Origin of the sequence: Massilia sp. WG5, from assembly GCF_001412595.2 — a bacterium.
In the GTDB taxonomy this organism is placed as follows: Bacteria; Pseudomonadota; Gammaproteobacteria; order Burkholderiales; family Burkholderiaceae_D; genus Telluria.
The window spans coordinates 110,615-129,898 of the sequence record NZ_CP012640.2 but is presented as its reverse complement, the minus strand read 5'-3'; the positions used below and the strand labels follow the sequence as shown (position 1 = coordinate 129,898).

Here is a 19,284-nt window from a genome sequence, read left to right as displayed (position 1 = left end):
CCTATTTTGGATACCCGAGCCCAACCCCATGATGACGTCATCCACCACATAAGGAGGGAATCATGAAAACATATCAAGGCGTTCTGGTCGCTGCGCTGATGGCCATGAGCCTCGCAGCCTGCAGCTCGACCGGCAGCTCGTCGCGCGGCGACATGAGCGGCGGCTCGTCCTCGAGCGCGACCTCGAGCGGCACGATGGAAGGCGGCTCGAGCGGCAGCAGCGCGACCGGCACCTCCGGCTCGGGCACCATGGGCACCTCGGGCAATGGCGCCTCGGGCACTTCCAGCTCGGGCAGCAGCGGCACCACCGGCACCTCGGGCAGCGGCGACTGGGGCACCGGCAGTGGCACCTCGGGCTCGGGCACCTCCGGCACCGGCACCACCGGCAGCGGCAGCTCGGGTAGCTCGGGCACCGGCACCACGACCACCGGCACCTCCGGCACCGGCACCCGCTGATCCGCAGCCTTGCAAGATTCGAACCGTTTCGATGTGCGGCAGGCCGGCATCAGCGCCCGCTTGCCGCTTTCCATTGTTTACTATAAGGAATCAACTATGAAGACGACCTACAGCGTACTTTTCGGCGCCATGCTGGCCTGCAGCCTGGCCGCCTGCAGCTCGACCAACCCCTCCTCTTCCAGCGACAGCGCGACCGGCAGCTCCTCGATGGGCACGACGACCGCCTCCGGCTCGGCGGCGGCCAAGGGCAACTCGAATGCCAACGGCACCGGCCAGCCGGGCGGCGGCATCGGCAACGGCGCCAGCAGCGGCGCGATCGACGACACGACGCCGCCGCGCCCGGCCACCACCAACGGCCAGTAAGCGCAAAACCTGCCGCCGGTCCGGTTCGCGGCTGCCCCTCGGGTAGAATGGCGCCTGGAGAATGAAAGGGGCGCTCGGCGATGAGAAACTGGATTGCGCGGCTGTTCGGCGGCGGCGAGGCCGTGGCGCCCGCGGCGTCGGCCGCGCCCGAAGCCGTCCCGGCGGCGTCCATCGCGGAGCCTGCCGCAACGCAGGCGCCCGGAACCGGCCCCGATTTCTGGCGCTGGCTCACCGCCGGCGCCGCCGCCACCCCCACGGCGCCGGCCAGGGCGCATGCCCAGCTGGTCCTGGACGAACTCGATCGCCTGATCGACAATCCACATGACGCCGCCGGACTGGTCCCGCGCGTCCCCGAAGTCATTCCCCAACTGCTGCGCAGCCTGCGCGACGAAGCGGCCTCGAGCGCCGACCTGGCGCGCCAGGTGGCGCGTGACCCGGCCCTGGTGGCGGAACTGATCCGCGAAGCCAACAGCCCCTTCTACCGCTCCTCCAGCCAGGTGCGCACCATCGACGCCGCGCTGCTGGTGCTGGGCCGGAACGGCCTGCGCATGCTGCTGGCCCGCGCCGCCTTCCGGCCGCTGATCGGCATGCAGGGCGGCCGCCATGCGCGGCAGGCCGCGCCGCGCATCTGGAGCCATACCGAACAATGCGCGCTGGCCGCCAGCCTGCTCGCGCCGGGCCTGAACGCCGATCCCTTCGAAGCCTACCTTGCGGGCCTGATGGACGATCTCGGCGTGATCGTCGCGCTGCGCCTGTTCGACGGCGTGCTGGAGGCCGACGCCCTGCCCCAGGATCCGGCTTTCGTCGCCGCCCTGCTGGCGCGCACGCGCACGCTGTCGGCGCGCATTGCCCTGCAGTGGGAGTTGCCGCCGCCGATCGCCGCGGCGATCCTGGGCGCGCAGGGCGACGGGCCCTCGGCCGCCCAGCCGCTGGCGCGTGCGCTGGGCGCCGCGGAACGGGTCGCGGTGCTGCGCCTGTTGCTGGACGCGGGCATGCTGGCGCACGACGATCCGGCGCTGGCAGGCCTGGGCGCCGAGGCCGCGCGCGCGTTCGAACGGCTTGCGCCGGCTGAGCGCATGAGCTGACATATAATTCTCCCCATGCCTTTCGACCTGAAAAAACACCTCCCCAAACCCGGACAACGTTTTGCCCTGCCGCAGCTCCACGGCTCCTCCGACGCCTACGCGCTGGCGCGCGCCGCGCTCGAGCTGAAGGCGAACAAACAGATGCTGACCGTGATCGTGGCGAACGCCAGCGACGGCCAGCGCCTGCTCGACGAGATTCCCTGGTTTGCGGACGGCAAACTGGCCTGCCACCTGCTGCCCGACTGGGAAACCCTGCCCTACGACGCGTTCTCGCCGCACCAGGACCTGGTATCGGAACGCCTGGCGACCCTGCACGAGATCCGCAACGGCCAGTGCGACGTGCTGGTTGTGCCGGCCACCACCGCGCTGGTGCGCCTGGCTCCGCCTTCCTTCCTGGCGGCCTATACCTTCTTCTTCCGCCAGGGCGAAAACCTCGACGAGGCGAAGCTGAAGGCCCAGCTGACCCTGGCCGGCTACAGCCACGTGACCCAGGTCATGTCGCCCGGCGAGTACTCGGTGCGCGGCGGCCTGATCGACCTGTTCCCGATGGGCTCCGCGCTGCCCTACCGCCTCGACCTGTTCGGCGACGAGATCGAGACCATCCGCACCTTCGACGCCGACACCCAGCGCTCGCTGTACCCGGTCAAGGAAGTGCGCCTGCTGCCGGGCCGCGAATTCCCGATGGACGAGGCGGCCCGCACCGCCTTCCGCGGCCGCTGGCGCGAACGCTTCGAGGGCGATCCGAGCCGCTCGCCCGTCTACAAGGACATCGGCAGCGGCATCGCCTCGGCCGGCATCGAATACTACCTGCCGCTGTTCTTCGACGAGACCGCGACCCTGTTCGACTACCTGCCGCACGAATCGCCGCTGGCCCTGGTCGGCGACATCGAAGCCGCGATCCAGCGCTTCTGGGCCGACACCGAATCGCGCTACAAATTCCTGAAGGCCGACCGCGAGCGTCCGATCCTGGAGCCGAAGGAGATCTTCCTCGGCGCCGAGGATTTCTTCGTCTGCGCCAAGCCGCACGGTCGCTGGGTCATCGCCCGCGACGCGGGCACGGCGGCCTCCGAACTGTCGGCGCCGGTCCCCGACATCGCCGTCAACCGCCGCCTCGAGGACCCGCTGGCCAACCTGCGCTCTTACCTGATGCGGGTGACCCAGGGCGACGACCTGCGGGTGATGATCTGCGCGGAGTCGAACGGCCGCCGCGAGACCCTGCAGCAGTACTTCAACGAATACAAGCTGGACCTGGCCCCGATCGAGGGCTTCGAAGGCCTGCGCGCGAGCGGCGCCAGGATAACGCTGGGCGTCGCCCCGCTGCAGGCGGGCTTCGAGTTGCTGGAAGCCGCGAGCGGCCGCCTGGTCTTCATCACCGAGACCGAGCTGTATGCCGGCACCGGCCGCCGCGCCGGCAAGAAGAAGCAGGAAGCCAGCTCGCAGGTCGAGTCGATGGTGCGCGACCTGTCGGAGCTGAAGATCGGCGACCCGGTCGTGCACATCAATCACGGCATCGGCCGCTACATGGGCCTGATCAGCATGGACCTGGGCGAAGGCGATACCGAGTTCCTGCACCTGGAATACGCCAAGGAGACCAAGCTGTATGTGCCGGTGTCGCAGCTGCATGTGATCTCGCGCTACTCCGGGGCCTCGCCGGAAGACGCACCGCTGCACACGCTCGGCTCCGGCCAGTGGGACAAGGCCAAGAAAAAAGCCGCCGAACAGGTGCGCGACACCGCCGCCGAGCTGCTGAACCTGTACGCCCGCCGCGCCGCGCGCCAGGGCCACAGCTTCGAGTATTCGAGCCTCGACTACGAGAACTTCGCCCAGAGCTTCGGCTTCGACGAGACGCCGGACCAGGCCGAGGCGATCGCCAACGTCATCAAGGACATGACCTCGGGCCGCCCGATGGACCGCCTGGTGTGCGGCGACGTCGGTTTCGGCAAGACCGAGGTCGCGCTGCGCGCCGCCTTCATCGCCGTCATGGGCGGCAAGCAGGTGGCGATCCTGGCCCCGACCACCCTGCTGGCCGAGCAGCACGCGCAGACCTTCGCCAACCGCTTCGCCGACTGGCCGGTCAAGATCGCCGAGCTGTCCCGCTTCCGCACCGGCAAGGAGATCAACAACGCGATCAAGGGCATGGCCGACGGCACCGTCGACATCGTGATCGGCACCCATAAGCTGCTGTCGCCGGACGTGAAGTTCACGCGCCTGGGACTAGTGATTATCGACGAGGAGCACCGCTTCGGCGTGCGCCAGAAAGAGGCGCTGAAGGCCCTGCGCGCCGAGGTGGACGTGCTGACCCTGACGGCGACGCCGATCCCGCGTACCCTGGGCATGGCGCTGGAGGGCCTGCGCGACTTCTCCGTGATCGCCACCGCGCCGCAGAAGCGCCTGGCGATCAAGACCTTCGTGCGTTCCGAGGACGGTTCGATCATCCGCGAGGCGGTGCTGCGCGAACTGAAGCGCGGCGGCCAGGTCTACTTCCTGCACAACGAGGTCGAGACCATCGAGAACCGCCTGGCCATGCTGCGCGAACTGCTGCCGGAGGCGCGCATCGGCGTGGCCCACGGCCAGATGCACGAGCGCGAGCTGGAGTCGGTAATGCGCGATTTCGTGGCGCAGCGCTTCAACATCCTGCTGTGCACGACCATCATCGAGACCGGCATCGACGTGCCGACCGCGAACACCATCATCATGCACCGCGCCGATAAATTCGGCTTGGCCCAGCTGCACCAGCTGCGCGGCCGGGTCGGCCGTTCGCACCACCAGGCCTATGCCTACCTGCTGGTGAACGACGCCCTGAACATGACCAAGCAGGCGCAGCGCCGCCTCGACGCGATCCAGGCGATGGAAGAGCTGGGCAGCGGCTTCTACCTGGCCATGCACGACCTCGAGATCCGCGGCGCCGGCGAGGTGCTGGGCGAGAACCAGTCCGGCGAAATGCTGGAGATCGGGTTCCAGCTCTACTCCGACATGCTGAACGAGGCGGTGAAGGCGCTGAAGGCCGGCCGCGAGCCGGACCTGGCCGCGCCGCTGTCCTCGACCACCGAGATCAACCTGCACGTGCCGGCCCTGCTGCCGGCCGACTTCTGCGGCGACGTCCACGAACGCCTGTCGATCTACAAGCGCCTGGCGAACTGCGAGACCCAGGACCGCATCGACGACATGCAGGAAGAGCTGATCGACCGTTTCGGCAAGCTGCCGGACGCGGTGAAGGCCCTGATCGAGACCCACCGCCTGCGCATCACCGCGAAACAGGTCGGCATCGTCAAGATCGATGCACATGCGGAGAGCGCCAGCCTGCAGTTCATGGAGAAGCCGCCGATCGACCCGATCAGGATCATCACGCTGATCCAGAAGAACCGCCACATCAAGCTGGCCGGCCAGGACAAGCTGCGCATCACGGCCGCGATGCCGGACCTGCCGGCACGCGTGAACCAGGTCAAGCAAACCATCAAACAACTATTAGCGTAATCCCGCCATGTCCACGAAACTGATACTCCAGAGCCCGGCGGCCGGCCAGGCCGCGCTCGCGCACATCGCTGCGCTGGCGAACCCGCAATCGACCACCCCCATCCACGCGCACGCGCTGCGCTGCGACGGCTTCGCATTCACGCCGGCGCTGAGGGCGCAGGTGGACGCCGCCGCCCACGCGGCCGGCGTCGACGCCACCTTCATCGACGCCGACCGGACCCTGGCCGATTTCAGGCTGGTGGCGATGGACATGGACTCGACCCTGATCACCATCGAGTGCATCGACGAGATCGCCGACATGCAGGGCCTGAAGCCGCAGGTGTCGGCGATCACCGAAGCCGCGATGCGCGGCGAGCTGGATTTCTCGGAAAGCCTGAAGCGCCGCGTGGCCCTGCTGGAGGGCCTGCCGGTCGACGCCCTGGAGCGCGTCTACGAAGAGCGCCTGCGCATCTCGCCGGGCGGCGAGGCGATGCTGGAAACGGTGCAGGCGGCCGGCCTGAAGACCCTGCTGGTGTCGGGCGGCTTCACCTTCTTCACCGAGCGCCTCAAGACCCGCCTGAAGCTCGACCATGTGCACGCCAACGTGCTGGAAGCGGAAGGCGGCGTGCTGACCGGGCGCGTGGTCGGCGGCATCGTCGATGCCGAGGAAAAGATGCGCACCGTGCAGCGCGTGTGCGCCGGAATGGACATCGAGCCGCGCCAGGCCATCGTGATGGGCGACGGCGCCAACGACCTCAGGATGATGGGCATCGCCGGGCTGTCGCTGGCCTTCCGCGCCAAGCCGGTGGTGCGGGCGCAGGCCGATGTCGCGCTGAATTTCACCGGGCTGGATGGCTTGCTGGCCATCCTGCAGTAATCTAAATTTTTCGGAAAATTCCCATGATTCATCAAAACCGCCAATGGATCTACGCCAAGCGGCCGGACGGCCGCGTCGGCAACGAACATTACGTCCTGAATGAAAGCGAAATAAGCGACGAGCTGGCGATCAACGAGGTGCTGGTGCGTGCCCGCTATATCAGCGTGGACCCGTACATGCGCATCCAGCAGGCGGAGCGCAACACCTACGACCTTCCGCATCCGCTCGGCATCGTCCAGCGTGCCGGCGTGGTCGGCCAGGTCGTCGCTTCGAACGCCGCCGGCTTCGCGGAAGGCGACTGGGTGTCGACCTACAGCGGCTGGCAGCTGTACGCCAAGTGCCACCAAAGCGAACTGACCAGGCTGGATCCCGAGACGGCTCCGGTGACGTCGGCGCTGGGCGTGCTCGGGATGCCGGGCCGCACCGCCTGGTTCGGGCTGATGGAGGCCGGCAAGCCACGGCCGGGCGACACGCTGGTGGTCTCCGGCGCCGCCGGCGCGGTCGGCTCCCTGGTCGCGCAATTCGGCAAGCGAGCCGGCTGCCGCGTCGTCGGTATCGCCGGCGGTCCCGCGAAATGCGCATTTCTCACCGACACCCTGGGCCTCGACGCCGCGGTCGACTACCGCGCGCATACGACGGCGGAGAGCTTGCGCGCCGCGATCGAGGCGCTTACCGGCGGCGTCGACATCTATTTCGACAATGTCGGCGGCATGGTGACCGACGCCGTCATCCCGCTGATCAAGCTCCGCGCCCGCATCGTCATTTGCGGCGCCATCGCGCAATACGACGGCGGCCTCGACACGCCGGACCTGGCGCCGCGCTTCCTGCAGCACATGCTCTTCAAGCGCGCGACCATCCAGGGCATCCTGGCGCGCGACTTCACCGCGCGGATGGGCGAAATGCTCGAGGTGGTCTCGCCCTGGGTCAAGCGCGGCGAGATCGTCTCGCAGGAGACCATCGTCGACGGTTTCGAGCAGTTGCCGGCGGCACTGGCCAGCCTGTTCGATGGGCGAAACCTGGGCAAGCTGCTGGTGCGCGTATGAGGCCGGGTAACACCTCCGCTCGAACCGCAAGGTTGTGGAACAGCTCGCTTTAATCGCACGATCCTAGAGCTGCCGCAAACCACCCTCTACGCCCAGCGTCGCTCATTCATCCGGCCCGCATAGAATCGATGCACGGACCACCGCTCATCGATTCTCAGGAGCCGACCATGAATGCGACTCGACTTCCCCGCAAGGGGCTTGCCCGTCCGGATGCCCCCGCCAGCCTGCCGCGGCGGGACTTCCTCCTCGGCGGTCCGGCGCTCGCCGCCGCGCTCGCCCTGCCCTCGGCGGGGTCGCTCGCGCAGGCCGCCGAGCGCTGGGTCGCCACCTGGGGCGCGGCCCCGGCCGGCCCGCCGCTGTCCGGCTCGGCGATGAGCCTGTCGAGCCAGACGCTGCGCCTGATCGTGCACGCCAGCGTCGGCGGCAGCCGGGCGCGCATCCGCATTTCGAACGAGATGGGCAGCGCGCCATTGAGCATCGGCGCGGCCCGCATCGCCCTGCGCGCCGGCGCCTCCGGCACCGTGGCCGGCACCGACCGCCAGCTGCTGTTCGGCGGGCGCGCCGCGGTGACGATTGCGGCGGGCGCCGCCGTGCTGTCGGATCCGGCCAGCTTCAACCTGCCGCCCTTCGCCGACCTCGCCGTCAGCCTCTACCTGCCGGGCGCCGCGCGCGTGACCACGCTGCACAGCCTGGCGCGCCAGACCAGCTATGTCTCGACCGCGGGCGACCGCAGCGCCAACGGCGTTTTTCCGGTCCAGCGCACCATCCCGAGCTGGCCCTTCCTCACCGGGGTCGAGGTCAGCGGCGCCTATTCCGGCCTGTCGGCGTCCGCCGCCGTGGTCGCGCTCGGCGACTCGCTCACCGACGGCCAGGCCAGTACCGAGAACGCCAACCGGCGCTGGCCGGACGCATTGGCGCGCCGCCTGCAGCTGGAGCTCGGCACGGCCGGGAACATCGGCGTGGCCAACCGCGGCATCGCCGGCAACTGCCTGCTGACGGAATTCGCGACCACCCCGCTGTCCGGCCGGCGCGCCCTCGAGCGCTTCGACCGCGACGTGCTGGCGACCGCCGGCGCGCGCTGGCTGTTCGTACTCATCGGGATCAATGACATCCTGTTCAGCGCCGCCGCGCGTCCGATCCCGGTCGAGAACCTGGTCGCCGGCCACCAGCAGCTGGTGGCGCGCGCGCATGCCGCGGGCCTGCTGGCGATCGGCGCGACCCTCACGCCCTTCGAGGGCCTGTCCTACTACAACACGGCGCGCGAATCGGTGCGCAAGCGTTTCAACGACTGGATGCGCGGCAGCGGCGTCTACGATGCGGTGGTCGATACCGACCTCGCCCTGCGCGACCCGGCCCGCCCGACGCGCCTGCGGCCGGCCTACGACAGCGGTGACCACCTGCATCCGAACGACGCCGGCTACGCGGCGATCGCGCAGGCGGTACCGCTGAGCCTGTTTACCGCAGGCTAGCGCTCAGGCGAGGAGTTCCAGCAGGCGATGCACGTCGACCGGCTTGACCAGGTGGTGGTCGAAGCCGGCCGCCAGCGCCTGCTCGCGGTCCTGCGGGCGGCCGTAGCCCGTCACGGCGATCAGCAGCGCATCCCGGGTCGCCGGCTGGGCCCGAAGGCGCCGCGCCAGCTCGTTGCCGTCCATGTCGGGCAGGCCGATGTCGAGGATGCAGACCTCGGGCCTGCGCGCCGCGGCGAGTTCCAGCGCGCGGTGCGGGTCGTGCTCGACGAGCACCTGGCAGCCGAGGTTTTCCAGCACCATCGCCAGCAGCTGGGCGGCGTCGACGTTGTCGTCCACCACCAGCACCAGGCGCTTGCGCTCGGGCGCCGGCAGCGCCTCGCGCACGGCCAGCGCGGTCCGCCCGGCGGGCGATCCGCTGCGCCGCTCCGGCATGCGCGGCAGGCGGACCGTGAAGCGGCTGCCCTTGCCCGGTCCGTCGCTGTGGGCGTGCACCGTGCCGCCGTGCAGCTCGGCCAGGCTCTTCACGAGGGCCAGGCCGATGCCCAGCCCGCCCTGCGAACGGTCCGGCGTGCGCTCGGCCTGGGTGAACAAATCGAAGGCGGCGCGCTGCACCTCGGCCGTCATGCCGATCCCGTTGTCGCTCACGCACAGGACCACGCGTCCGGAAGCCGGCACCGACTCCGCTTCCGTCTCCAGCACGATGCGGCCGCCCTCGGGGGTGTACTTGGCGGCGTTGCCGAGCAGGTTGGCCAGCACCTGCACCAGGCGCTTGCGGTCGCCCTCGACCAGCGCGTGCTCGGGCGCCAGGTGGACTTCGAGCCGGTGGCGGCGCGCCTCGATCAACGGCCGCACCTGCTCCACCGCGTCGGCCACGGCCGCCTTCACGTCCACCGGTTCCTTCTCCAGCGTCACCAGCCCGCGCGTCACGCGCGAGACGTCCAGCAGGTCGTCGATCAGGCTGGTCATGTGGCCGACCTGGCGCGTGATGATGGCGCTGGTGCGGCGCATCCGGGCCGGCTCCAGGCCGCCCATCACCAGCAGGTCGGCGGCGGCGCCGATCGGCGCCAGCGGATTGCGCAGCTCGTGCGCCAGCATTGCCAGGAATTCGTCCTTGCGGTGGGCCTCGAGGCGCAGCTGCTCTTCGGCGTTCTTGCGCTCGCTGATATCGAACACGATGCCGGCCATGCGCTGCGGCTCGCCGTTCTCGACGTAGACCGTACCCTGCACGGCCAGCCAGTGCACGCTGCCGTCCGGCCAGATCACGCGGGTCTCGGTGCGCCAGATCCGGTCCGCTCCCATGGCCTCGCGGAACTCGCGCTCGACGCGCGCGCGGTCGTCCGGATGAAGGTGCGCGAAGAAGGCCGCCGGACTCCAGGCCGGCACCGGTTCGCGGTAGCCGAAGCACTCGTCGTGGCGCAGCGAGCAGCGCGACTCGCCGGTGCGCAGGTCCAGGTCCCAGTCGCCGAGGCGGGCGGCGTCGAGGGTGAAGCGCAGGTTCTCGGCGGTGCGGCGCAAGGCGTCCTGGGCGTTGCGCCGCAGGGTCACGTCGCGGAAAAAGGTCGCCAGCCCGCCGTGCAGGGCCGGGAACACCCTGACTTCCATCCAGCGCATCCCACCTTCGGGCAAGGGATAGGGGTATTCGACGCTGTCGGCGCTGCCGCCGGCCTTGACGGTGCGGCAGATCCTTTCCACGGCCGTGCCGGCGGCCTCCGGGAACACCTTCCAGTGATTCTGCCCGATCACCTCGTCCGCGGTATGCTGGACCAGCTGCAGCCCGGATGCGTTCATGCGCACGATGGTCCAGTCGCGATCGATCAGGGCGAAGCCTTCGTTCATGGTGTCGAAGATGTACTGCGACTGGTCGCGCTCGGCGCGCAGCTCGGCCTGGGCGCCCGCCGCCTCGACCGCGGCCCAGGTCCGTTCCGCCATATCCTGGGCCATCCGCAATTCGTCCAGCGGCCAGTCGCGCGGCGCCGAGTCGTGCAGGCTCAGCACCCCGCGCATCCTGCCGCCCTTGGTCAGCGGAATGCTCAGGTGGGCGCGCACGCCCACCGCTTCGTAGGCCGCGGCATGGCCGGCGGTGCGCGGGTCGCTGCGCGTATCGCAGACCAGCACGTTGCGGTTGTCGCGCAGCTCGTCGGCCATGCCGGGCCCGAAGTCGTCCAGCGTGGTCTCGATGCCGGCCACGCTGGCCATGCCGCGCCGGCACCAGTCGCGCCGGATCGTCACCGCCATCGAATCGGGATCGACTTCCGCGAACACCACCCGCGCCAGCCGCAGGTGCTGCCCGAGCAGCGCGCTGGCGGCCTCGATCACCTCGACGCTCGACGCCAGCGGCCGCAGGCGGTCGGCCAGCTCGAGCTGGAAGCCGAGCCTGCGCTCTGCGCGCCGCAGTTCCTCCACCTGTTCCTCGACCAGGGCGCGCGCCAGGTGCTGCTCGGTGACGTCGGAGCCTTCGACGAAGATGCCGGCGACCGCGCCCTTCTCGACGATCGGCTGGTAGATCAGGTTGATGAAGCGCCGTTCGGGCTCTTGCGCGCCGGGGCGCCGCAGCAGCACCGGCAGTCCGTAGCCGACGAACTCCAGGCCGCTGGCGTAGACCCGGTCCAGGCGTTCGAACACGCCTTGCGCGGCCAGCTCGGGCAGCGCATCCGGCAGCGGCTTGCCGAGGTAGTCGCGGCGCCCCAGCAGCGCGTGCAGGGCCTCGTTGGCGAACTCGCAGACGTGACGCGGGCCGCGCAGCACGGCCATGAAGCCGGGCGCCTTCTGGAACAGGGCTGTCAGGCGGTCGAGGTCGGCCTGCAGGTGCAGGTTGGCCTGGCCCACCTGGCGCGCCCGGTCGATCAGGCCGCTCTGCCCGGCCGCCAGCGCCGCCGACGGCGGGTCCGGCGATTCGGGCACGCCGTGGCCCATGCCTTCGATCTCGGTGACGTCGATCGGATGCTGCAGCACCAGCTCGACTTCGCCGTCGGCGCCGGGCACGGGGACGTGGGTGATGGTCCAGTAGCGCGTCTCGAAGCCGCCGCCGCGGGCCGCCGGGCGTGGAATGTCGTAGCGCAGCAGCGCCATGGTGTCCGGCCGGCCGCTGCACAGCACGCGTTCGAAGGAGGCCATCTGCTGGCGCTGGGTTTCGGGATCGGTGGGAAAGGCATCCCAGATCCAGCGCCCCACGATGTCGTCGAGCTCGCGCTGCGTCGACGCCAGGTAGGCCTGGTTGGCGGACACGATGTTCAGCTGGCGGTCGAGGACGAGGTAGGGATTCGGCGAGGCGTCGAACAGGCGCCGGTGGTCGTCGTCGGAGAGCGGCATGCGCTCATTCTACCGATTCCCTGTTGGGCTGCGATTTGTTGCCGTGCGGCCTCAAGGATTCACGGAAGGCGAGCGCTTCAGGCAGCGCAGCGCAAAGGTCGACCGGGTGTGGCGCACGCCGGGCAGCTTGTACAGCTTCTGGCGCAGGAAGCTCTCGTAACCCTCGGTGCCGGCCACCGCCACCTTGATCAGGTAATCGTACTCGCCCGACAGCAGGTAGGCTTCGATCACTTCCGGCAGCTCGGCCAGGGCGGCCGAGAAGGCCTGCAGGATCTCGTCGTCGTGGCGGTCGACCGTGACTTCGATGATCACGGTGTCCGGCACGCCCATGCGGCGCTGGTCGAACACCGCCGCGTAGCCGGTGATGAAACCGGCGTCTTCGAGCGCCTTGACGCGGTGCCAGCAGGGCGTCGGCGACAGGTTGACGGTGTCGGCCAGTTTCTGGTTGCTGATGCGGCCGTCGCGGCTCAGGGTGCGCAGGATGTGGCGGTCGATATCGTCGAGCTGGCCGTCCTTCATATGTGTTTCCTTGTCAATACGGGCAAAGTGAAAGATAGTTCTTTCGCATTTTAGCCGAACCACAAAAGAATCTTCCATATACCGGCATTTTGGCGGACGGAACAGAAGCACATTTTTTGTGCGCTGCAGTATGATTTCCGGGCGTTTTCTTCAGGAGTCTTGTTGTGTCGGAAGCAGTATCCCGCGGTGGACTTGGCGTCCAGGGCGCCGCCTTCAATGCCGAATTGCCCCTCATGCTGGTGACCCCCGCGCTGTTCGCCGCCAACCTTGTGGTCGCACGCTGGGCGCAGGGCGCGGCGATTCCCCCCGTATTCCTCGCCTTCGGCCGCTGGGCCCTGGCCTTCATGATCCTGATGCCCTCGGTGGGTCCGCGCATGTGGGCGCTGCGCGGCACACTGCTCGCCAGCTGGCCTCGCATCCTGCTGCTGGCCACGCTCGGCATGGGCATGGCTGTTGCACCGCAATACATCGGCGCGCGCCACACCGGCGCCGCCAACGTCGCCATCATCCTGGCCGCCTGCCCGGCCCTGGTCACCCTGGTCGAGCGCCTGGTATGGAAGGCGCCGCTGGGCCGCCGCCAGGCCGCGGGCCTGTCGGTCGCCATCGCCGGCGTGCTGGTGGTGCTGTCGAAGGGGAAGCTCGCCGCGCTCGGCCAGCTGGAATTCGGCCGCGGCGACCTGTGGGTGGTGCTGGCGGCGATCGGCTGGTCGCTGTACACGGTGTTCAACAAGCGCGTGCCGCTGCCGCCCCTGCCGGGCACGGTCAAGCTGGCCGCCCTGATCGGCGGCGGCGCGCTGGTGCTGGCGCCGTTCGCGGCGGTCGAAGCCCTCAGCGGCGACGTGCCGAACTTCGGCGACGGCCGCCTGTACCTGGCGCTCGCCTTCCTCGCCGTCGTTCCCAGCCTGGGCGCCTATTTCTGCTTCGACCGCCTGGTGGCGGTGGCCGGCCCGGCGCGCGCCAGCATGGCGGTGTACCTGATCCCGCTCTTCGCGACGCTGGCGGCCTGGCCCCTGCTGGGCGAGGCGCCGCACCTGTACCACGTGACCGGTTTCGGCATGATCCTGGTGGCCGTGGCGCTGTCCAGCCGGCGCCGCCTCGCCTGAGTTTCGGAAAGTGAACAGGTGTAACAGCCTGTAAATGCCGAGCCGGCCGCCGCCGGAATCGATATGATATGCAGGTGAGGAGAACCGCCATGAAAAAACTCGCCATTATTCTTGCAGTTGCCGCCCTGAGCGGCTGCGCGACCCAGTATCCGGGTCCCGCCAACTACGGCAGCCGTGCCTATGCACAGGCGCCGGACGCGAACGGCTGGCAGGTCGTTTCGGTCACGCCGGTCCCGAACGGCACCGCGGCCCAGGCTGCGGCCTCGGGTCAGGCCGGCCGTGTCACGACCTCGGATGTCGTGACCTACAGCCCGGCCCCGGCCCAGCCCGTGTATGCGCCGGCGCCGGTCTATGCACCGGCCCCGATCTACGCACCGGCGCCGGTCTACGATCCGTTCTGGTATCCGCCGGTGACGATCGGCCTCGGCTTCAGCTGGAACCACTGGAGCGGCGGCGGCTACCGGCACGGCGGCCACGGCTGGCGCGGGCATCGCTGATCCACTCGACAAGCAGCGCAAATGCACTAAAATGGGGAGGTCACGCTACGGCGTGGCCTCTTTTTTTGCCCTCATACACCCTCTTCCTTACGTTTTTCTTACGCATTTGCATGAATGACGCATGTTGCAATGCGTCACATGAATCGTTTGCTGTTGCCCAATTGCTATCCTAGAATGGCCCGACGATGGACCCGGCGTCGATCTCGGCGTCCCAGCGTGCTGGAAAAAATCAACTACGGAGACAGCAATGGATTTCAAACTGAAGGCATTGGTTGCAGGAGTAGCACTGGGTTTTTCGATGACCGCCATGGCGGCCGATCCGATCAAGATCGGCGTGTCCGGTCCGTTCACCGGCGGTTCGGCGCCGATGGGCGTGTCGATGCGCGACGGCGTGCGCCTCGCCGCGAGTGAGATCAACGCCAAGGGTGGCGTGCTGGGCCGCAAGATCGAACTGGTCGAGCGCGACGACGAAGCCAAGAACGAGCGCGGCGTGCAGGTGGCGCAGGAACTGATCAACAAGGAGCACGTGGTCGCCACGGTCGGCTACATCAACACCGGTGTGGCCCTGGCCTCGCAGCGCTTCTACCAGCAGGCGAAGATCCCGGTCATGAACAACGTCGCCACCGGTTCGATCGTCACCAAGCAGTTCGCCAGCCAGCCGGAAAACTACATCTTCCGCAATTCGGCCAACGACACCATCCAGTCGGCGATGATCGGCGACGAAGTCACCCGCCGCGGCTTCAAGAAACCGGCGATCCTGGCCGACTCGACCAACTACGGCCAGCTCGGCCGCGAAGACCTCGAGAAGGTGCTCGCCAAGAAGAACCTGAAGCCGGCGGTGGTCGAGAAGTACAACATCGGCGACGTCGACATGACCGCGCAGCTGCTGCGCGCCAAGCAGGCCGGCGCCGACGTGGTGCTCACCTACGGCATCGGTCCCGAACTGGCGCAGATCGCCAACGGCATGCAGAAGCTGGGCTGGAAGGTGCCGATCATCGGCAGCTGGACCCTGGCGATGGCCAACTTCGTCGACAACGCCGGCAAGAACGGCGACGGCGCACGCATGCCGCAGACCTTCATCCAGGATCCGGACACGCCGAAGCGCAAGGCCTTCATCGACGCCTACGTGAAAGCCTACAACCCGCCGGGCGGCCGCATGCCGTCGGCGGTGTCGGCCGCCCAGGGCTACGACTCGGTCTACCTGCTGGCCGCCGCGATCCAGCAGGCCGGCAGCACCGAAGGTCCGAAGATCGCCGCCGCCCTCGAGAACCTGAAGACCCCGGTCGAAGGCGTCGTCACGACCTACAACAAGCCCTACAGCAAGACCGACCACGAGGCCATCAACTTCGACAACACCAAGTTCGGCGAAGTCAAGGACGGTCGCGTGGTACACGCGAAGTAAAGTTCGATCGACCGTCGCCCCCGCGAAGGCGGGGGTCCAGGTTTTGCATGGGTTGTCGTCACGCCGACAAACTTGGGCTCCCGCCTGCGCGGGAGCGACGGCATGCGCACGTCAAACAGGGTAAACAATGGAAATCCTTCTGCAGCTGGTCTTTTCCGGCATCGCGCTCGGCATGATCTATGCCGTCATCGCCTTCGGGTATCAACTCACTTTCGCCACCTCCGGCACCCTGAACTTCGGCCAGGGCGAGGCCCTGATGCTGGGCGCGCTGGTCGGCCTCTCGCTGGTCGGGACCATCCACGGCGGCCCCTATCTCGGCTACTGGGCGATGATCCCCATCGTGGTCGTGTTCGGCGCGCTGCAGGGCATGTTCGTCGAGTGGATCGGGGTGCGCCCGGCGATCCGCATCAAGTCCGAATTCGGCTGGATCATGTCCACCATCGCACTGGCCATCATCTTCAAGAACGTGGCCGAGAACATCTGGGGCAAGGACGTGCTGCCCTTCCCCTCCCCGCTGTCGTCCGAACCCTTCACGGTGATGGGCGCGAACGTCCAGCCGATGCAGGTACTGGTGATCATCGGCGCGCTGGCCATCATGCTGGCGGTCGAGATCTTCAACCGCAAGTCGATCTACGGCAAGGCGGTGGTCGCCACCTCGAACGACCGCGACGCCGCCGGCCTCATGGGCATCAACACGCGCATGGTGATCACCTTCTCGTACGCGCTGTCGTCGGCCACCGCGGCCTTCGCCGGCGCCCTGATCGCGCCGCTCACGCTGACCTCCGCCACCATGGGCGCCTCGCTCGGCCTGAAGGCCTTCGCGGTGGCGATCATCGGCGGCCTGACCTCGGGCATGGGCGCGATCGTCGGCGGCATCATCCTCGGCATCGCCGAAACCGCCACCGGCTTCTACCTGTCGACCGGCTACAAGGAAGTCCCGGGCCTGGTGCTGCTGCTGCTGGTGCTGGCGGTGAAGCCGTCCGGCCTGTTCGGCAAGGCCGCGATCAAGAAGGTATAAGGCATGAATAAAAAGACTGCAAGCGCCGTCGCCCTCGGCATCATCCTGGTCGCGGCCTATCCGCTGCTGTTCACGAATCCCTACTACGTGCACCTGGCCGAGACCATCCTGATCTACGCCATCCTGCTGTACGGCCTGGACATCGTGGTCGGCTATACCGGCCAGGTCTCGCTGGGCCACGCCGGCCTGTTCGGGATCGGTTCCTACATCACCGGCGTGCTGGTGCTGAAGCTGGGCATGCCCTGGTACCTGACGCTGCCGGCCAGCGTGCTCGGCTCGGCCCTGTTCGGCGTGGTCCTGGCGCTGCCGGCGCTGCGCGTGACCGGCCCCTACCTGGCCATGGTGACGCTGGCCTTCGGCACCATCGTGCAGATCCTGATCAACGAGATGACCTTCCTCACCGACGGTCCGATGGGGATCATGCTGACCAAGCCGAAGCTGGCCGGCCTCGAGCTGAACGAGGTCCAGTACTACTACATGGTGGCGGCCCTGATGTTCCTGTCGCTGCTGCTGGTGCACCGCCTGCTGCGCTCCCACATCGGGCGCGCCTTCGAGGCCCTGCGCGACAGCCCGATCGCCTCCGACTGCATGGGCGTCTCGGTGTACCGCTACAAGGTGTACGCCTTCGTGATCAGCGCCGGCTTCGCCGGCCTGGCGGGCGGCCTGTACGCCTACTCGGAGCAGTACATCTCGCCCAACACCTACAACTTCGAGCTGACCATCCTGTTCCTGCTGGCGGTGATCATGGGCGGGCGCAAGAGCCGCCTCGGTTCGCTGATCGGCGCGGCGATCGTCGTGATGCTGCCCAGCCTCCTGTCGGACATCGACCTGTTCCGCAAGATCGCCGTCGCCGCCGCCGTGCTGGCGGTGCTGGGCGCCGGCTTCGCGCTGGCGCGCGGCCGCAGCACCCTGGCCAAGGTCGCGGTGCCGGTGGTCGGCACGCTGGCGATGGCGCTGGTCTCCTTCAAGCTGCAGAACATGGTCGACTGGCGCCTGAGCATCTTCGGCCTGATGACCCTGTTCGTCGTGTACTACCTGCAGGACGGCATCGTCGGCTTCTTCAAGAGCATGTTCGGGCGCGGACGCCTGCATGTGGCGGCGGCGCGGGCCGGCCAGGCCGACCCGTTCGCCGGCATGCGCGCGCAAGCCGACGCCGGCGGCGAACTGCTGCGCGTGGAACAGGTGCTGATGCAGTTCGGCGGCCTGAAGGCGCTGAACCTGGTCGACCTGAGCGTGGCGCGCGGTACGGTGCACGGCCTGATCGGACCGAACGGCTCGGGCAAGAGCACGATGATGAACGTCCTGACCGGCATCTACAAGCCGACCGCCGGCGGCGTCGTGTTCGCCGGCCACGCCATCGCCGGCCGCACGCCTTCGCAGATCGCGCTGGGGGGCATCGCCCGCACCTTCCAGAACGTGCAGCTGTTCGGCGAGATGACCGCCACCGAGAACGTGCTGGTCGGCCTGCACCACAGCTTCCGCTCGACCGTGTTCGACGCCATGCTGCACACCCCGCGCTACAAGCGCGAGGAAGCGGCGGCGCGCGAGCGTGCGGCGGCGATCCTGGAATTCATCGGCCTGGCCGACCTGGCGATGGAAGAAGCGCGCAACCTCCCCTACGGCAAGCAGCGCCTCCTCGAGATCGGCCGCGCGCTGGCGCTCGACCCGCGCCTGCTGTTGCTGGACGAGCCGGCCGCCGGCCTGACCGCGCCCGACATCCGCGAGCTGATGGCGATCATCCGCAAGATCCGCGACCACGGCATCACCATCGTGCTGATCGAGCACCACATGGACGTCGTGATGTCGATCTGCGACACCGTCACGGTGCTGGACTTCGGCCAGAAGATCTCCGAGGGCAACCCGGCCAGCGTGCAGTCGGATCCGAAGGTGATCGACGCCTACCTGGGCGGCGCCAGCGACGCGACGCCGCAAGCGGCTCATTGAAAGGTGGAGGAAGCATGCTAACGATCCAGAACCTGCACGCCGCCTACGGCAAGGTCGAGGTCCTGCACGGGATCTCGCTGGAAGTCCCGAAGGGCAAACTGGTCACCCTCATCGGCAGCAACGGCGCCGGCAAGACCACCACCATGCGCGCCATCTCGGGCATGATCAAGCCGAAGAGCGGCAGCGTCCAGCTCGACGGCCGCGACATCACGGGTCTCGACTCGCACCGCATCGCGCGCGCGGGGCTGGCCCACTCGCCCGAGGGACGACGCGTATTCGCCACCATGAGCGTGACCGACAACCTGCTGCTGGGCGCCTTCCCGCGCTTCACGCGGGCGCGCCCAAAAGGAGATATCCAGCACGATCTCGAACGCGCGCTGGAACTGTTCCCGCGCCTGAAGGAACGCCGCACCCAGCTGGCCGGCACCCTGTCCGGCGGCGAGCAACAGATGCTGGCGATGGCGCGCGCGGTGATGCTGAACCCGGAAGTGGTGCTGCTCGACGAACCGTCGATGGGCCTGGCGCCGATCCTGGTCGACGAAGTCTTCCGCATCATCGCGCGCCTGAAGACCGAGGGCGTCACGATGCTGCTGGTCGAGCAGTTCGCCCAGGCGGCCCTGAACGTGGCCGACTATGGCTATGTGCTCGAGAATGGCAGCATCGCGGTGCACGGTCCGGCGGCCAGCCTGAAGACCGATCCCAAGGTGGTGGCCGCCTATCTGGGCGGAGGCCACTCGCACTGAGCTG

The 19,284-nt window shown here is 68.3% G+C and carries 15 protein-coding genes; 13 read left to right on the top strand and 2 right to left on the bottom strand.

Annotation, left to right across the window (positions count from 1 at the left end):
* The first annotated feature begins 62 nt into the window (after positions 1-62).
* From AM586_RS27920 to AM586_RS00670, 7 genes are all read left to right on the top strand, one after another.
* Positions 63-455, top strand: coding sequence for a hypothetical protein (locus AM586_RS27920; RefSeq protein WP_156328229.1), 393 nt, complete (start codon positions 63-65; stop codon positions 453-455).
* 96 nt (positions 456-551) lie between these two features.
* Positions 552-818: a hypothetical protein gene (locus AM586_RS00695; RefSeq protein WP_047825601.1), complete on the top strand. Its 267-nt coding sequence runs from the start codon at positions 552-554 to the stop codon at positions 816-818.
* A gap of 80 nt (positions 819-898) precedes the next feature.
* Entirely contained in the window at positions 899-1,903 is a 1,005-nt protein-coding gene (locus AM586_RS00690) for an HDOD domain-containing protein (protein ID WP_047825602.1), read from the top strand.
* A gap of 15 nt (positions 1,904-1,918) precedes the next feature.
* Positions 1,919-5,377, top strand: a complete 3,459-nt coding sequence (mfd, locus tag AM586_RS00685; RefSeq protein WP_047825603.1) for a transcription-repair coupling factor — start codon at positions 1,919-1,921, stop codon at positions 5,375-5,377.
* A gap of 7 nt (positions 5,378-5,384) precedes the next feature.
* A complete protein-coding gene (serB, locus tag AM586_RS00680; RefSeq protein ID WP_047825604.1) occupies positions 5,385-6,233 on the top strand; it encodes a phosphoserine phosphatase SerB in 849 nt (282 codons plus the stop codon).
* A gap of 23 nt (positions 6,234-6,256) precedes the next feature.
* The gene (locus AM586_RS00675; RefSeq protein ID WP_047825605.1) at positions 6,257-7,276 is read left to right on the top strand and encodes an NADP-dependent oxidoreductase; all 1,020 of its coding nucleotides are present in this window, start codon (positions 6,257-6,259) and stop codon (positions 7,274-7,276) included.
* 167 nt (positions 7,277-7,443) lie between these two features.
* Entirely contained in the window at positions 7,444-8,745 is a 1,302-nt protein-coding gene (locus tag AM586_RS00670; RefSeq protein ID WP_047825606.1) for an SGNH/GDSL hydrolase family protein, read from the top strand.
* A 3-nt stretch (positions 8,746-8,748) separates the two neighbouring features.
* Here the strand turns inward: AM586_RS00670 and AM586_RS00665 are convergent, their stop codons facing one another.
* Complete coding sequence (locus AM586_RS00665; RefSeq protein WP_052234012.1) at positions 8,749-12,054, bottom strand: PAS domain-containing protein; 3,306 nt, start codon at positions 12,052-12,054, stop codon at positions 8,749-8,751.
* Positions 12,055-12,105: 51 nt separating this feature from the next.
* Positions 12,106-12,573, bottom strand: a complete 468-nt coding sequence (locus AM586_RS00660) for an Lrp/AsnC family transcriptional regulator (RefSeq protein WP_047825607.1) — start codon at positions 12,571-12,573, stop codon at positions 12,106-12,108.
* Positions 12,574-12,737: 164 nt separating this feature from the next.
* Here AM586_RS00660 and AM586_RS00655 point away from each other — a divergent pair, with 164 nt between their 5' ends.
* The 6 genes from AM586_RS00655 to AM586_RS00630 all read left to right on the top strand — a co-directional run bounded on the left by AM586_RS00655 (position 12,738) and on the right by AM586_RS00630 (position 19,280).
* The gene (locus AM586_RS00655) at positions 12,738-13,676 is read left to right on the top strand and encodes a DMT family transporter (protein WP_047825608.1); all 939 of its coding nucleotides are present in this window, start codon (positions 12,738-12,740) and stop codon (positions 13,674-13,676) included.
* Between the two features lie 89 nt (positions 13,677-13,765).
* Positions 13,766-14,173, top strand: coding sequence for a hypothetical protein (locus AM586_RS00650; protein WP_047825609.1), 408 nt, complete (start codon positions 13,766-13,768; stop codon positions 14,171-14,173).
* A 247-nt stretch (positions 14,174-14,420) separates the two neighbouring features.
* The gene (locus AM586_RS00645; RefSeq protein ID WP_047825610.1) at positions 14,421-15,575 is read left to right on the top strand and encodes an ABC transporter substrate-binding protein; all 1,155 of its coding nucleotides are present in this window, start codon (positions 14,421-14,423) and stop codon (positions 15,573-15,575) included.
* Between the two features lie 127 nt (positions 15,576-15,702).
* Positions 15,703-16,593: a branched-chain amino acid ABC transporter permease gene (locus AM586_RS00640; RefSeq protein WP_047825611.1), complete on the top strand. Its 891-nt coding sequence runs from the start codon at positions 15,703-15,705 to the stop codon at positions 16,591-16,593.
* Between the two features lie 3 nt (positions 16,594-16,596).
* Positions 16,597-18,537, top strand: coding sequence for a branched-chain amino acid ABC transporter ATP-binding protein/permease (locus tag AM586_RS00635; protein WP_047825612.1), 1,941 nt, complete (start codon positions 16,597-16,599; stop codon positions 18,535-18,537).
* A gap of 14 nt (positions 18,538-18,551) precedes the next feature.
* The gene (locus tag AM586_RS00630; protein WP_047825613.1) at positions 18,552-19,280 is read left to right on the top strand and encodes an ABC transporter ATP-binding protein; all 729 of its coding nucleotides are present in this window, start codon (positions 18,552-18,554) and stop codon (positions 19,278-19,280) included.
* Positions 19,281-19,284: the final 4 nt, after the last annotated feature.